Origin of the sequence: Pseudoalteromonas sp. NSLLW24 (genome assembly GCF_015864725.1) — a bacterium.
Taxonomy (GTDB): domain Bacteria; phylum Pseudomonadota; class Gammaproteobacteria; order Enterobacterales; family Alteromonadaceae; genus Pseudoalteromonas; species Pseudoalteromonas arctica.
In genome coordinates this window covers 45,794-61,382 of sequence record NZ_JADYWQ010000010.1, presented here as the reverse complement: position 1 = coordinate 61,382, position 15,589 = coordinate 45,794, and the positions used below count along the sequence as shown (strand labels likewise).

Sequence of the window (15,589 nt, the reverse complement as noted above, 5' to 3'; positions counted from 1 at the left end):
ATTTATTTTAGCCAATAAAAAACCCGCCTAAGCGGGTTTTTAAACAAACTCTAAAAATTATACAGCTTGTTGAATAATCACGTTGTCTGCTTTTTTAGTGTAAGCAGGCATACGGTGGAAGTTCAAGTAACGGTATGTATCTGACGCCGTTGCATTGATCTTCGCAGCATACTCTTGGTACTCAGCAACTGTTGGTAATTTACCAATGATTGCAGCAATTGCAGCAAGCTCAGATGATGCTAAGAATACGTTTGCGCCATTACCTAAACGGTTAGGGAAGTTACGTGTAGAGGTAGACACAACCGTTGCTTTATCTGCAACACGTGCTTGGTTACCCATACATAGTGAACAACCTGGAGTTTCGATACGTGCGCCAACACGACCAAAAATACCATAATAACCTTCTTCTGTAAGTTGGTCTTTGTCCATCTTAGTAGGTGGAGCAACCCAAAGCTGAGTCGGAAGTTGACCTTTAAAGCCATCAAGCAACTTACCAGCAGCACGGAAGTGACCAATGTTAGTCATACAAGAACCGATGAATACTTCATCAATTTTCTCGCCAGCAACATCAGAAAGAAGACGCGCATCATCTGGGTCATTTGGAGCACAAAGAACAGGTTCTTTAATCTCAGCTAAATCAATTTCAACGATATGCTTGTACTCTGCATCAGCGTCAGCTTCCATTAGTTCTGGGTTAGCTAACCAATCTTGCATTGCAGTAATACGACGTTCAATCGTACGTACATCGCCGTAACCTTCAGAAATCATCCACTTAAGCATAACAATGTTTGACTCAAGGTATTCAGAGATAGACTCTTTAGATAACTTAACAGTACAACCTGCTGCCGAACGCTCTGCAGATGCATCTGATAATTCAAACGCTTGCTCAACAGTTAGGTGCTCAACGCCTTCAATTTCTAGTACGCGACCAGAGAATTCGTTAATTTTACCTTTTTTCTCAACTGTTAATAAACCTTGTTTGATACCGTAGTAAGGGATTGCATGAACAAGGTCACGTAGAGTGATACCTGGTTGCATTTCGCCTTTAAAACGAACCAAAATAGATTCAGGCATATCAAGTGGCATAACACCTGTTGCTGCTGCGAATGCTACTGCACCCGAACCTGCTGGGAATGAAATACCTAATGGGAAACGTGTATGTGAATCACCACCAGTACCTACGGTATCTGGTAATAACATACGGTTTAACCACGAGTGAATAATACCATCACCTGGACGAAGTGAAACACCGCCACGGTTCATGATGAAATCAGGAAGCGTATGGTGAGTGCTTACATCGATAGGCTTAGGATAAGCTGATGTATGACAGAATGACTGCATTGTTAAATCTGCAGAGAAACCTAAACATGCTAGATCTTTAAGTTCATCACGTGTCATAGGACCTGTTGTATCTTGCGAACCAACAGTTGTCATTTTAGGCTCACAGTACTGACCTGGGCGAATACCTGCAACGTTACATGCTTTACCAACCATTTTTTGCGCTAGTGTGAAGCCTTTATCAGAAACTTCTGTTGCTGTTGGTACTTTAAATGTATCAGTTGCACCTAAGCCAAGAGATATACGCGCTTTATCAGTTAAACCACGACCGATAATTAGTGGAATACGACCACCAGCACGAACTTCATCTAAAATCACATCAGATTTAAGCTCAAAAGTAGAAATCACTTTATCAGTACCATGTTGCTTAACAACACCTTCGTACGGATAAATGTCGATTTGCTCGCCCATGTTGAGTTCATCAACATTTAATTCGATTGGTAATGCGCCTGAATCTTCCATTGTATTGAAGAAGATTGGAGCAATTTTATTACCTAGACATACACCGCCAACACGCTTGTTTGGTACGAATGGGATATCATCGCCCATAAACCAAAGTACAGAGTTAGTTGCAGACTTACGAGAAGAACCCGTACCAACAACATCACCTACGTAAGCAAGTGGTAAACCTTTAGTTTTTAATTCTTCAATCTGAGTAATTGGACCTACTTCGCCCGCTTTATCAGGTGTAATACCATCGCGTTCAATTTTTAGCATTGCTAAAGCATGAAGTGGGATATCTGGACGAGACCATGCATCTGGTGCAGGAGACAAGTCATCAGTATTTGTTTCGCCAGTTACTTTAAATACAGTAACTGAGATCTTTTCAGCAACAGCTGGCTTATTAGTAAACCATTCTGCATTTGCCCAAGACTCAATAATTTGCTTAGCGAATGTATTACCTGCTTTTGCTTTTTCTTCTACATCGTAGAACGCATCAAACATAAGTAATGTATTTGAAAGGCCTTTAACTACGATTGGTGCAAGTGTTTCGTCATCAAGTAGGTCAATCATTGGTGCGATATTGTAACCGCCCAACATTGTACCTAATAATTCTGCCGCTTTTTCTTTAGAAACAAGTGGAGAATTAGTTTCACCTTTAGCTACAGCTGCTAAGAAGCCCGCTTTAATATAAGCAGCATCATCAACACCTGCTGGTATACGCTGAATGAACAAATCTAAAATGAATTCTTCTTCACCTGCAGGTGGAGTTTTGATTAATTCAATAAGATCAGCAGTTTGCTGAGCATCTAATGGCGCTGGTACGATACCTAACGCGGCACGTTCTTCTACGTGTTTACGATATTCTTGTAGCACAATATTGCCCTCTTGGTGACGTGAAAGTATCCGGTAGCGCTTCAAGCGCAAATAAGTTACCCAATACTTATAGTATTCTAACGCGTAATTATAAAGCTTTTATGGATAGATGAAAATCCATCCAGTTACGCAACTGATTATACCGATTATAAATACTATGAATAGTGGTTGTAGTAAAAACTATTTTCATGAATACTTGTTAAGTAAGAATCATTACCATTAAACAATACTAATTTATTACAGGCATAAAAAAACCCAGCACTTGGCTGGGTTTTTATTACAAACTATTTAATTAACGTAAAACTTTAACGTTTTTGATAGTTTTGATATGCGCTTCTACACGACGGTTTTCTGCGTTTGCAGCTTTAGTGTTTGCATCATTTTTAAGACGCTCTTCACCTAAACCAACTGTAGTAATACGGTCTTTAGCAATGCCATCAGTAACTAATTGCTTAGCTACTGCATCAGCACGTTTTTTAGATAACCATTTGTTGTAAGTTGCTTTACCTACAGAAGAAGTGTGACCTTCTAAAAGTACTGTTGTATCTGGGTAATCTTTTAAGAATGCAGATACTTTTTCAATATCGTTTAAGTACTGAGTAGATACTGCTGAAGCATTGTTAGGGAAAGTCACTAATAAGCTTACAGTCACTTCTTTATCTTCATATAAAGTACAACCAGTGCCATCAACTGCATCAGTCATAGGTGTGTTAGCACACTTATCATCTGCATCAGGAATGTTGTCGTTGTCGCTATCTGTAGGAGCTACAGCTACTTCAATTACCTTAGGCTCTGGAGCTGGTTTAACTGGCTCTACAGGAGCTGAATTTTGGCCAAATAAGTAGTTAATACCAATTTTAGCGCCTACATCTGTGTAACCACGGTCAAGACCTTGGTATACAGCTGTTTCAGCATTTACAAATAAGCCATCTGTAATGAAATGTTGGTAACCAACACCTGCATTTAAGAATGTATTGTCATCTACTACGTCTATTTCTTTAATACCGAAAAGACCGTAGAAAGGACCGCCATTTAAATGGTAAAGAGCATCAATACCGTAACGCTCGCCATCAATACCGTTGCGGTTGCCAGCAACTTTATCAAAAGCATTAAAATCCATATCTGCATATTCAAGACGTGCGCTCCAGTAATCACTGAAACGGTAACCGGCTTCAACACCCCAGCCAGTTGATTCATTTACATCAAGACCAGCTTGAGCACGCATGTTTTTCCAAGATGCGTCATAATAGTCGCCAAATGCGCCAATGTAGAAACCTTCTTCTTTATCAGCAGCGAATGTAGATGCGCTAGTTGCAGCCAACGCGATTGCAATTGTAAGTGATTTTAATTTCATTGTTTTCTTCCCATTTGAACAATTTTAAATTGTAGCTAATCGATACTAGCTCAATCAGTTTTATATAGACTAACTGAGCCTTTGTTAATCAATACTTAACGAAAAATAAAGTTTATAACTTTTTTCTATGCCTCGTCACAACACACATCCACTTACTATAGGCGAAATTAAAACTTTATTGAAAAATAAATATAGTAGTTTGTTGTAAATTAGTACTTAGCAAGGAATGTAAGAGCAATTAAATTAAATGCACTTATAAATGCAAAGAAATATTGCTTGGCTTTAATTCGGCGCATAATACCACCAGAATTAACATTACCCTAGGTATATGCACATATTTGATTAAAAAATGACTCTTTTTAATCATGTAGTTATACTCAAAGTTAAGTATTAAGTACCACAAAAAGTTTGGTAATCATTATCATTTATCGGTGCAGCCTGAAATTCTGATAATTTTTCACTGTCAGAATACGGGTTACTGGCTATTTTTATAAAGCGCTGTAGTAACTCACTAGACCCTGTAGCGTTATATTGTGCAATTATTTCTTCGATCACATGATTACGCGGTATTACACGAGGATTTGCAGCTCTCATTATTTCATAACTATTATCGTCGGTTAAGCTTACCCACTTAGCTCTCCATTCAATTAGCGACTCAGGTATTACTGTTTCTTCTTTTAAAGATTCAGTAAGCGCATCGAAGGTATTGGTGTAATCGAGCTGATTATCTTTTAATAGTGCTAACAACTCTGCGATTAACTCGCCACTACTATTGCAAGATTCATTTAAACCCAGCTTTTGTCCCCACATAGCCGTAAACTCAGTATTAAATTGCTCAGCAAAGCTATTAATGTATGGCGTCATTAACGAAACAGCTTGTTCGTCATCATCGCTGATAAGCGGTATTAAACTCTCAGCTAAACGAGCACAGTTCCAGTTAGCTATATTAGGTTGATTACCAAATGCATACCGACCTTGTTTGTCGATAGAGCTAAATACAGTATCAAAGTCAAAGCTATTCATCATGGCACACGGGCCGTAATCAATGGTTTCTCCGCTTACTAGCGTATTATCGGTATTCATTACTCCGTGAATAAAGCCAACACGCATCCAGCTCACAACTAGCTTAACTTGGTTTTTAATCACAGCGCCTAAAAATGCTAAATAGCGCTGCGATCCTGTATCTGTTATTTCTGGGTAGTGTCGCTCTATAGCTAAATCGGCTAAATTTTTAAGTCCTTCAACATCGCCTTGCGTCGCTAAATATTGAAACGAGCCAACACGAATATGGCTCGTTGCTAAACGAGTCACTATGGCGCCTGCTTGTGGCGGATTACGATAAACCGTTTCACCACTACCAACAACCGCTAAGCAGCGTGTGGTTTTAATGCCTAGTGCATGCATTGCCTCGCTCATTACGTATTCACGAATAGCAGGACCAAGAGCACAACGCCCATCTCCCCCTCTTGAGTAAGGAGTAGCACCAGAGCCTTTTAATTGAATATCCCACAACTGGTTTTTATCATCATTAATAGCGCCCAGTAAATGCGCTCGCCCATCGCCTAAACGTGGTGAAAAATGTCCAAATTGGTGCCCAGAGTAACCAAGTGCTACCGCAGGAATCGCTTGTTTCTCGTTACCGCTAAAAGTGCTAGCACGCAAATCAGCTGCAACGTTAATATTAAACTCTTTTGCTAAGCTCTCGTTCCACAGCAATAACTGAGGAGAGGCAACACTTGCAGGGAAATCTTCTATCGCAAAGTTTTCCGTAATGTCTGTGTATCTTGGCACTAATTTCATGGTAATTCCTATTATTGCTGACTTATACCAACACGGTTGTCACCAACGCCATAAGCAACAATTAAACTTAACTCTTGCATACTTAAGCCGCTTTGCTTTTGCATTTCATTAAAAAAGGCTTGGGTTGCATTTAGTGACTTTTTAGTTTGTAAGCCGCCATCTATAATTTTATGGGCGCGTAAGTAACTCTCTACATCGCGTGATAGTAAAAAGGTATCTTTACCAAGTGCTCGTAGCGCATAAGGTCCTGTATTTCCGCCTAAACGCGCACCATGTTTTTTTAAATACGCCCATAAACCAATAATATCGTCTGCTGGCCAATTAGCGATAAACTGACTAAAACTGCCATGTTCCCCTGCTATTTCGTGGATCATGTAAGCATTTTCGGTAATTGTTTTTACTTTTTTATAGTTACGAACAATTCGCTCATCCGTTGCTTTTTGTTCCAGCATATCAGGTGGCATCATTAATAACTTATCAACGCTAAAATCCCAAAAAACCTCTCTAAAGCCTGGCCACTTATTATTAATGACTGACCAATAAAAGCCGCTTTGAAATACTTTTCGAGTAAATTCCTCAAGCCAATCGTCGTCACTTAACGTGCTTAGTTGTTTTTTAGATAGCGGTTTTGCAAGTAATAACTTAAGCATTTTTTCGGAGCCTTTTCGCTCTACCGCTCGCTTATAAATATCGCTAAATTTTTCCATACTAATTAAATACCTCACTACTTATATTGCTAGTGTACGAGAAAAGCACCCAATACGTAACCACTCCCATTATGGATGAATGAATATGCATTTAGTCGCTTGACACCTAGACGGCTAAAATGCTTTAATCGCCGTAATTACCCTATTTAAATTGCACAGGTTTGTAAGTTTTTACTCTACAAACAGGTGTAAAGGGCTAGAAGAGGTGCGTTATTCAGGTAGCGTATGTTAGGAGCGCAAACTCCAGTGAGCATACGTGAGGGGAATTAACGCCGAGAAGTAACCACTTTTGCGAGGTGTTTATTTCGGGCGACTAGGTTGAACCCTAGCGACTGTCACCAATAGCTGCTTATAAAAGCAGCTTATTAGTTTGGTGGAGAGCTTCTGGTCTTAAATATTAAGGCCGTGCGCCCTATTATTTTAAGCCCATTCGCTCTTCGAATTATTAGTTCGAACGACGTTAATGCGGCTCCTTCCATAAAGCTTTTTAACTCTTCGAATAATACCAATTGCATTAAATTAGTTATCGCTAAAATGATCACGTTTTTAATAAAGTTGGTACAAATTATAAGTTCGTGAGAGATGATCAACAACTTCAATTTAAACGACTACTCATTGTGGACCGCGCTCGTAACGCCATTTGATCAACACGGCGATGTTGACTACAACACGTTAACTAAACTGGTTAGCGATCAAGAAGCAGCGCATAACGGTATTTTACTACTTGGCAGCACGGGCGAAGGTTTAGCACTAACGCTAAAAGAGCAACAAGCCATTGTTGAACACGTATGCCAGCTAAAACCAGCAGTACCACTCATGGTTGCTGTGGGCGGCAGTAACTTAAAGCAACAAATTGAGTGGGTTAACTACTGTAATACACTCCCAATTCATAGCTTTTTACTTGGCTCACCGCTTTATGCAAAGCCTGGCGCTATAGGTCAAACTCATTGGTTTGAAAGCCTACTTAATGCAAGTGTTCACCCGTGTATGCTTTATAACGTACCGGGTCGAAGTGCTGTTAGCATTCCAACGGCAACAATTCAAAACTTACAAAATAATAAAAATTTATGGGCGTTAAAAGAAGCGAGCGGCAGCATTGCTCAGTTTGAAGCTTATCGCCAAGCTGCGCCTAATTTAGCTATTTTTAGTGGCGACGATGCGCTGATGCCTTATTTTGCCCAAGCCGGTGCAAAAGGTTTAGTGTCGGTAGCTGCAAATGCATGGCCCGCACAAACTCACGAGTTTGTTAAACGCAGCTTAAGTGGTCAACACCCTAATTTATTTGCCCAGTGGTCAAGCGCTATTAATAGCCTATTTGCTGTTGCAAACCCTATTCCCGTAAAGGTATTGATGCATTTGCAAGGTCGCTTAAGCAGCCCGCAACTTCGTCCACCTTTAACACACCTTGAGTTAACTCAAACCGATTGCATCACAACTGCAAACAACACCATTTTATCTTGGCATTAAATACAGGTTTTTATAATGAGCTGGTTAGAACTATTAAATAATTTAGAATCGGGCGCAGTACGCGCAGCATCACAAAACGAAAGCGGCCAATGGCAAGCTAACGTAGAAGTAAAACAAGGCATTTTGGATGCCTTCAAAAATGGCACTAATACTGAGTTTGCAGGTGGTTTTGTTGATAAACATAACTTAGCTCCGCAAGAATTTAGTACTGACGATGGCGTACGTATGGTGCCGGGTGGCTCTAGTGTTCGCCGTGGTGCTTATGTTGCTAAAGGCACGATTATTATGCCACCAGCGTATGTAAACATTGGTGCATACATCGACGAAGGCACAATGGTAGATAGCCACGCATTAGTTGGCTCGTGTGCACAAGTAGGTAAAAACGTACATTTAAGTGCTGCAGTGCAGCTTGGTGGTGTACTTGAGCCAATTGGTGCAAGCCCAGTAGTTGTAGAAGACGACGCCTTTATTGGCGCTGGCTGTATTATTGTTGAAGGTGTAGTCATTAAAAAAGGTGCAGTACTTGCCCCAGGCGTGCGTTTATCAGCAACTATTCCGGTATACGACTGCGTAAACGAGCGCCAACTAGATAAAGGCGAGCCAATCCCTGAGTACGCTATTGTAATACCAGGCTCTCGCCCTGCGTCAAACGAATGGGCGCGCGAGCAAGGCCTAAGCATGTCGTGTGCGTTAATAGTTAAATACCGCGACGAGAAAAGCGATGCATCGTTATTACTTGAAGAGGTTTTACGATAATGAGCTTTTTGAGCACGCCTATCAAAACCGCTGTAAATACTATTACACAACAACTTGATACACCTTTTTTTGTTTACGACCTAGATCAACTAAACACGCATCTTGCGCGTTTAGTTGCGCAAACCGATGTAAAACTGTGGTACGCGGTAAAAGCAAATCCACTGTCTAAAATTATTCAAAGCTTAGACAGTGCTGGCTTTAATTTTGACGTAGCAAGTAAAGGTGAGCTTGAGCAAGTGCTAGCACAAGGTATTAGCTCACAGCGCGTGCTCAACACAGGGCCTGCAAAAAGCCCTAAACAAATTAAACACTTTATTGAGCGCGGAGTACGTATATTCGTAGCCGAAAGCCTCAATCAAGTACGTTGGTTAAACCAACAAGCGCAACTACAAAATACGCAGTTACAAGTATTACTGCGAGTGCAATTACGCTGGCCTGAAGGTGAAAAAAACCCACTGGGCGGCGACAGCCTTACGCCGTTTGGTTTGGGTTGTGATGAGTGGCAAGCACTCAATGTAACCGACTACCCTACACTTAAGTTTGACGGCTTACATATTTTTCAGTGGGGCAACATGCTTAGCACGCAAAAGCTAAGCGAATTGTGGTCACAAATGATTGCACCACTTAGCCAACTTGCCAGCGATTTAAACATCAATCTTAAAGTTTTAGATTTAGGTGGCGGTTTAGGTATTCCTTATACACAAAATGAAGCAACGCTTGATTGGGATGACTTAATAGCTGCGCTCGCTAAAATTAAAAATGATGCGGGTGTAGAAGAGTTATGGATGGAACTTGGTCGTTATGCCGTGGGAGAATGTGGTCATTACGCAAACCCAGTAATAGAGCGCAAACAAAACTATAATCAACAGCAAGTAATTTTAAGCGGCGGTATAAATCACTTATTACGCCCTGCTGTTACCAGCCAAGATTTTCCTGCTGCGTTACTGCGTGAATCCAGTGCTAAAATTCAAGCGGTCACTTTATACGGCCCGCTTTGTACCGCGCTTGATTGCTTGGGTGAACATAACTTACCAAGCGATTTAAATGAGCACGATTGGCTGGTGTTCAGCCAATGTGGTGCTTACGGTTTTACCGAAAGTATGCCGTATTTTTTATGCCATGAGCTAGCCGCAGAGTACACTCTTCAAAACGGTACACTTACCTGTGTTCGCCAAGCCGAAAATGCTAGCCATTATTTAAGGTAATAAATATGAGCAATAAAACACACATCAGCCAAGAGAACATTGTAGTAGGGGAAGTTGCAAACGGCTTACCACTTACAATTCCTGTGTATCGTTTAAAAGGCGATGGCACAGGGCCTAGTGTTTATGTTCAGGCCAATATGCATGGCGCTGAAGTGCAAGGTAACGCAGTTATTTTTCAGCTACTTGAGCAATTAAAACACCTTAATCTTAATGGCGATATTACATTAGTGCCTTATGCTAACCCAATTGGTTGTAATCAAAAATCTGGCGAGTTTACCCTTGGCAGGTTCGATCCGATTACGGGCACTAATTGGAATCGCATGTATCACTACAATAAAAATTTAGTGGCACAGTTTGCACAAAATCATACCCAGTATGACGACGCTACATTAAAAAGTAACTTCAAACAGGCGCTTATTGAAGAAGTAGACAACAAACTTAACGGCCCTGCTTATTTACTTAATACGGGTAAACGCATTGCACTTAACCTACAAAAGCTCGCTCATCAGGCTGATATAGTACTCGATTTACACACAGGTCCTATTTCAAGCAAGCATTTGTACTGCCCAACCTATGCAACCGACAGCGCACGTTACTTTAATATTGAGCATATATTGCTTATTCCTAGTGATTTTGACGGTGCTATGGATGAAGCTAACTTTTGCCCATGGTGGCATTTGAGTGATGCACTTAGTGGGCAAGGTCGCGAATTATCAATACCTGTAGAAGCATTTACTGTAGAGCTAGGCAGCCAAGAAAAAATAGACTTAAAAGAAGCACTAAACGATGCTAACAGCATTTTAAGTTACTTAAATCACAAAGGCGTATTACAAAACGCACCGCATACGCCAGCCAATATGACTCGCTATGCATGTAATTTAGATGACTACTTTGCTTATTACGCCCCCATTGGCGGCATGGTTGAATACATAGCCCCACTTGGTGGGCACATTAAAGCCGGTGAGCCTATTGCTAATATTTTACGCATGGAGCGCTACTTAAGCGAGCAACCACTGCAAACACTTACTCTTGATTGCGATGCAATTGCTATTTTGCACTTTGCCTCAGCGAGTGTTAATCAAGGTACCGAGCTTTATAAGTTTTTTACTAACATATTTGAGCTTTAGCTCACCCTTCTCATTGCGTGAGAGCACATAGTTAATGTGCATTAAAAAAGCGGCCTAGGCCGCTTTTTTTCTGATCTATATTTACTTTGTATACGTAATGTCCTTGTTATAAATACAAATTCAGTAAAAGTTCACCGTTACATATGTAAAAAGACGTTATAATTAAATTAACGCATACAACACAACCCGAACCCACAAGGAATTACAATGAGCTGGCGCCACTGGATCACACTTTCTGCCTTAATAAGTACAGCTACCTTCGCACAAGAAGAAGTTGCTACAAATGAGCAAGACAACGACATCGAACTTGTAAAGCAGTGTATTTTAAATGAGGTAATTGGCGGAGATGGTAAACAAACATTAGACGATCTTCGTAAAAAGTGTTCAGCTCTTGAAGAAAACAAACAACTTACCGCGCTTGATAAACGCCAAGCTCGTGAAGAAGTAGGTAAAAAAAATAGAAATGTAATTACGCCACATAAGCGTAACTATATTTTGCCTCTTTCGTACGTGTCACACCCAAACGATCGCCCATTTGATGGCTTTGATGCACTAACAGACGATAACGACGGTGAACCGCTCGACAACTTAGAAGCAAAATACCAACTATCGATAAAAGTGCCTCTTTACGATGATTTTTCGGATAAAGACCAAGCTATATTTTTTGGCTTTACACTGCAATCGTATTGGCAGCTTTATAACTCAGAAATTTCTTCTCCATTTCGTGAGACCAACTACGAACCAGAGATATTTTGGATAAATTACCTCGACCCAGAAAACGTATTATGGGGCGACGAAATGGCAATTGCTTTAGGTATTTCGCATCAGTCAAATGGTCGAAGCCAACCAAACTCACGTTCGTGGAACCGTATTTATGCAGATTTTATCTGGGAAAACAGAGGCTTTGTTTTTAGCTTTAAACCTTGGTACCGAATAGCTGAGGACGAAAAAGAAGATATTTTAGAAGCCAATGGCGACGACAACCCAGACATATATAAATACATGGGTTACTTTGAGTTTAGCGGCGCGTATCGTTTTCATGACCATGAATTTAGCTTTATGACACGTAACAATTTAAATTCAGATAATCGTGGTGCAATTCAACTCGACTGGTCGTTTCCTTTATGGGGCCGAGTTCGTGGTTATGCACAATACTTTAACGGTTATGGCGAAAGCTTAATTGATTACAATGCGGATGTAGAACGTATCGGTGTAGGTATATTATTAACCGATCTGCTGTGATACTTCCCTAAGTTTTACGCACAAAAAAGCCAAGCATCGCTTGGCTTTTTTGTGTTTTGAACAGCTAAACAGTTATTTTTTTACTACAAACTGCCCTTCAAATTCGGCAACCACGTTATCACCATCGTAAATAGTTACTGGCACTACGTAACTTGCTTTACCATCGGTTTCTAAATCGCTTAACTTGCCCTTACAGGTTTGTATATCAACACAACCACGTGGGTCGGTAGTAAGCGGCTTTAAGTACTTAATGTTAGCATCGGCTAATACAATATTACCTTCAAGCCCAGCTTCTTTAAGTGCTAAGTACGTAGCGCCCCAACCTGTTAGCGTGGCCAAGCTATAAATAGAGCCTGCAAACATGGTGTTATGTAGGTTTAAGTTAGCGTCTAGGTCGGCGCTGGTTGTAAATTGCCAATCGGTATAGCTTTCTACCTTAATACCCATCGCGTCACTAATTGGAATAGACTCACGCCACGTATTTTGTAGTACTTGCGTCCAATTTGGATGACGAAACCAGCCTGGCTCAGACGGTTTTTGCTTTACCATTTTAAAATGTTGTACATCGCCATACGCTAAGTGCGCTTTTTCTTTTAATTCGTAACCGTGGCGTTTATAAAACTCAAGCGCTCGTTCGCGAGCAAACAAAACCAGTTCATCGGCATTTTGTGTCCATGCTATTTTTTCAAGCTCATGAAGCAAACGACTACCAATATGCTGATTACGGTTCCCCTCTGCAACTGCCATGTAGCGCACTTGTGCTTGCTCATGACTGTTAAAGTGCAAACGTGCTACGCCTAGTACTTCGCCTTCTTTATTTTTTATAAAGCGATGCTCAGAGTCTTGTTCCATATCGTCTTGTTCAGAGCCACGAGGCTCGCCCCAAGGCGCGCGTAATACCTGCCAACGCAATTGGTAATACGCTTGCCAATCTTCGCTACTTTGTGGGGTGCTTACCTGAAACATACATACTCCTGTTGTTATATAAGCCGTAAATAAAAGTCAAAAAAAGGCTACGGCGCTATACTAATAGTATTGGTTATCTACCAAGCTAAAAAAATAAAATAATTAAATTGATTGGCATTATTATGGCAAATACCATACTCCATCTTAAAAAAACTGCAAATACGACTTTGGTGATGGCTGTAAAATAACGTAAAAAAATAATGACAAAGGCCATTGCGCTTTAACGTTGCTAGTTTATGCTGAGAATATGACTGAAAAAATCAATTATATAAATTCACTGACGGGTTTGCTGAGCGATCAATTTATTGAAAATAGCCACAGCATTGGTCAGTTAATCTATTGGCATAAATGCAGTGGCGATCACATTCAAGTACGTGAGCACGAGCAGTTACGCTGGTTACTTATTAACGACACTCTTCAATCTGTTATTGATTCAAATAGCCCGGATTCATTACTTTTTCCACACTTATTGTACCTAGATAAGCACTGGCAAGCTCTTAGCGCGCCACAAAAAGTGTTAGAACTCGGCCTTGGCGGCGGTGCAATTCGTAACTATTTACAACACAAATACCCTAAAGCACAAATAACATCGGTTGAAAAAAACGCCGATATTATTGATTGCTATACCCAGTTTTTTTCGTCAAATAAGAATGAGCAACTGCTGTGCGCCGATGCGCAACAGATTTTAGAAAGTGTGCAAAATATTGATTGGATTATTCTAGATTTATTTAGCCAAATAGACGCGCCTCGATTTTTATTTGAAGAGGCATTTTATAAAAAAATCTACTCGGCTTTAAATAACAACGGCGTGCTATTTATTAACTTTTTATCGCAGCATGAGTCGCAATTAAAACAACTTCAGCAGCTATTACTCGATGTATTTGGTTGTAATATTAGCCCGCAAAAAATTACGGGCTATGTAAATCATATTGTCGTGGTAACCAAAAACTTAAACAGATAAGTTAAACGTAACGGGCCCATCGTTACACAAGCTTACTTGCATATCGGCACCAAACTCACCTGTGGCTATTGTAAGCCCCAACTCTTTAGCTTGAGCTACAAAGTATTCGTAAAGCTCGTTAGCTTGGCTTGGCGTTGCCGCAGATGAAAAACTAGGGCGCATACCCTTTTTAGTATCAGCCGCTAGCGTAAATTGCGAAACAACAAGTAACTCACCTTTAATATCTTTAAGGCTTAAGTTCATTTTGTCGTTTTCGTCAGTAAAAATACGATAATTACTTACCTTGTGTAAAAGCTTATCGGCCGTTTGTTTGTCGTCGTGTTTTTCAACGCCCAGCAACAACAATATACCTTGGCTAATTTCACCTACTACTTGGTTGTTAATTTCTACTTTGGCATGCTTTACACGTTGTATTAAACCTTGCATTTAAACTGTGTCCTTTATTGCTGGTTCATCATCTTCTAGTTCAAGCTCTGGTGTTTCTGGAATATCATTTGGGCTAATACACGCAGTAAATTCAGCGCCAAGCAAAACAACTACCCACGACAAATACACCCATACAAACAAAATAGGAATGGTTGCTACTGCGCCATAAATAACTTCGTATGACGGAAAATGGCTAATATAAAGAGCAAACCCCTTTTTAGTCAGCTCAAATAAAAGTGCCGCAAAAAAAGCGCCAGGTATTGCCGCTCTAAACGACACCCGCGTATTAGGCACTAAGGTGTAGAGCATAATAAAGCCCACCATCGAAATTCCATACGGCAATAGCTTTAACAAAAACCCGCTAAACCCAGGAATACCCTGATCAGCAAACGACACCAAAGATACAATATAAGAGGTAACACCAATACTGGCACCGAGCAACATAGGCCCTAAGCTCAAAACCATCCAGTACACAGCAAATGAGATCATCATTGGGCGCTTTTTCTTAATTCGCCAAATTCGGTTTAATGTGGCATCTACATTACGTATTAACAGCAAGGCTATTGCAGCTAAAAAGCCAATACCTACCGCCGTCATTTGGTTGGCATTGCCCGCAAAGGAGCTAATATGCTCTCTAATAACATCGGTAGAGGTAGGGACAAAGTTGGTAAACAAAAAGCTCTCAATTTCCATGCGAGTAGATTCAAAGCCCGGAAAGGCTGAAAATATAGCAACACCCACCGCAATTAATGGCACTAAAGAAAGAAGGGTTACGTAAGCAAGGTAACCTGCATTAACCGTTATTTGATCGTCTATACAACGATTAAAATACTGCATCCACCAACCAGGTTGCTGGCGTATAAAGGACTTAACTTGCTGTTTGTAATGTGAGAGCTTATCATTCATACAATTGACTTGTGCTT

At 40.4% G+C, this 15,589-nt stretch carries 13 protein-coding genes and 1 riboswitch; of the genes, 6 read left to right on the top strand and 7 right to left on the bottom strand.

Annotated features, from left to right (window positions below; all coding sequences use genetic code 11):
- Positions 1 to 57: 57 nt before the first annotated feature.
- The 4 genes from acnB to I6E72_RS12055 all read right to left on the bottom strand — a co-directional run bounded on the left by acnB (position 58) and on the right by I6E72_RS12055 (position 6,516).
- The gene (acnB, locus tag I6E72_RS12070; protein ID WP_197112435.1) at positions 58 to 2,655 is read right to left on the bottom strand and encodes a bifunctional aconitate hydratase 2/2-methylisocitrate dehydratase; all 2,598 of its coding nucleotides are present in this window, start codon (positions 2,653 to 2,655) and stop codon (positions 58 to 60) included.
- Between the two features lie 292 nt (positions 2,656 to 2,947).
- Positions 2,948 to 4,009, bottom strand: a complete 1,062-nt coding sequence (locus I6E72_RS12065; RefSeq protein WP_024607656.1) for an OmpA family protein — start codon at positions 4,007 to 4,009, stop codon at positions 2,948 to 2,950.
- Positions 4,010 to 4,399: 390 nt separating this feature from the next.
- Positions 4,400 to 5,809, bottom strand: coding sequence for a protein adenylyltransferase SelO (locus tag I6E72_RS12060; RefSeq protein ID WP_197112433.1), 1,410 nt, complete (start codon positions 5,807 to 5,809; stop codon positions 4,400 to 4,402).
- 11 nt (positions 5,810 to 5,820) lie between these two features.
- On the bottom strand, positions 5,821 to 6,516 hold the full coding sequence (locus tag I6E72_RS12055; protein ID WP_007579979.1) for a DNA-3-methyladenine glycosylase I: 696 nt from the start codon (positions 6,514 to 6,516) through the stop codon (positions 5,821 to 5,823).
- 192 nt (positions 6,517 to 6,708) lie between these two features.
- Positions 6,709 to 6,908: riboswitch (Lysine riboswitch) on the top strand.
- Positions 6,909 to 7,098: 190 nt separating this feature from the next.
- Between I6E72_RS12055 and dapA the strand changes: the two genes are divergently transcribed.
- The 5 genes from dapA (at position 7,099) to I6E72_RS12030 (ending at position 12,313) form a co-directional block, all read left to right on the top strand.
- The gene (gene dapA / locus I6E72_RS12050) at positions 7,099 to 7,983 is read left to right on the top strand and encodes a 4-hydroxy-tetrahydrodipicolinate synthase (protein WP_007579977.1); all 885 of its coding nucleotides are present in this window, start codon (positions 7,099 to 7,101) and stop codon (positions 7,981 to 7,983) included.
- 15 nt (positions 7,984 to 7,998) lie between these two features.
- Positions 7,999 to 8,739, top strand: a complete 741-nt coding sequence (locus I6E72_RS12045) for a 2,3,4,5-tetrahydropyridine-2,6-dicarboxylate N-succinyltransferase (protein WP_007376223.1) — start codon at positions 7,999 to 8,001, stop codon at positions 8,737 to 8,739.
- Positions 8,739 to 9,944: a PLP-dependent decarboxylase gene (locus tag I6E72_RS12040; RefSeq protein WP_197112431.1), complete on the top strand. Its 1,206-nt coding sequence runs from the start codon at positions 8,739 to 8,741 to the stop codon at positions 9,942 to 9,944. The genes I6E72_RS12045 and I6E72_RS12040 overlap by 1 nt, the downstream gene beginning before the upstream one ends.
- Before the next feature lie 5 nt (positions 9,945 to 9,949).
- Positions 9,950 to 11,071, top strand: a complete 1,122-nt coding sequence (locus tag I6E72_RS12035) for a succinylglutamate desuccinylase/aspartoacylase family protein (RefSeq protein ID WP_197112429.1) — start codon at positions 9,950 to 9,952, stop codon at positions 11,069 to 11,071.
- 207 nt (positions 11,072 to 11,278) lie between these two features.
- Entirely contained in the window at positions 11,279 to 12,313 is a 1,035-nt protein-coding gene (locus I6E72_RS12030) for a phospholipase A (protein ID WP_165728327.1), read from the top strand.
- 72 nt (positions 12,314 to 12,385) lie between these two features.
- On the opposite strand, the gene I6E72_RS12025 is transcribed toward I6E72_RS12030, so the two are convergent.
- A complete protein-coding gene (locus I6E72_RS12025) occupies positions 12,386 to 13,279 on the bottom strand; it encodes a bifunctional GNAT family N-acetyltransferase/hotdog fold thioesterase (protein ID WP_197102875.1) in 894 nt (297 codons plus the stop codon).
- Positions 13,280 to 13,526: 247 nt separating this feature from the next.
- On the opposite strand from I6E72_RS12025, the gene I6E72_RS12020 reads away from it, so the two are divergent.
- Positions 13,527 to 14,240 (top strand): spermidine synthase, encoded by a 714-nt coding sequence (locus I6E72_RS12020; RefSeq protein WP_197112427.1) that lies wholly within the window; start codon positions 13,527 to 13,529, stop codon positions 14,238 to 14,240.
- Here I6E72_RS12020 and dtd read toward each other — a convergent pair.
- Both dtd and I6E72_RS12010 read right to left on the bottom strand, forming a co-directional pair.
- Complete coding sequence (dtd, locus tag I6E72_RS12015; RefSeq protein WP_024589537.1) at positions 14,229 to 14,666, bottom strand: D-aminoacyl-tRNA deacylase; 438 nt, start codon at positions 14,664 to 14,666, stop codon at positions 14,229 to 14,231. The two genes, I6E72_RS12020 and dtd, sit on opposite strands and share 12 nt — an antisense overlap.
- Entirely contained in the window at positions 14,667 to 15,572 is a 906-nt protein-coding gene (locus I6E72_RS12010; protein ID WP_024600023.1) for a virulence factor BrkB family protein, read from the bottom strand.
- Between the last annotated feature and the right edge of the window lie 17 nt (positions 15,573 to 15,589).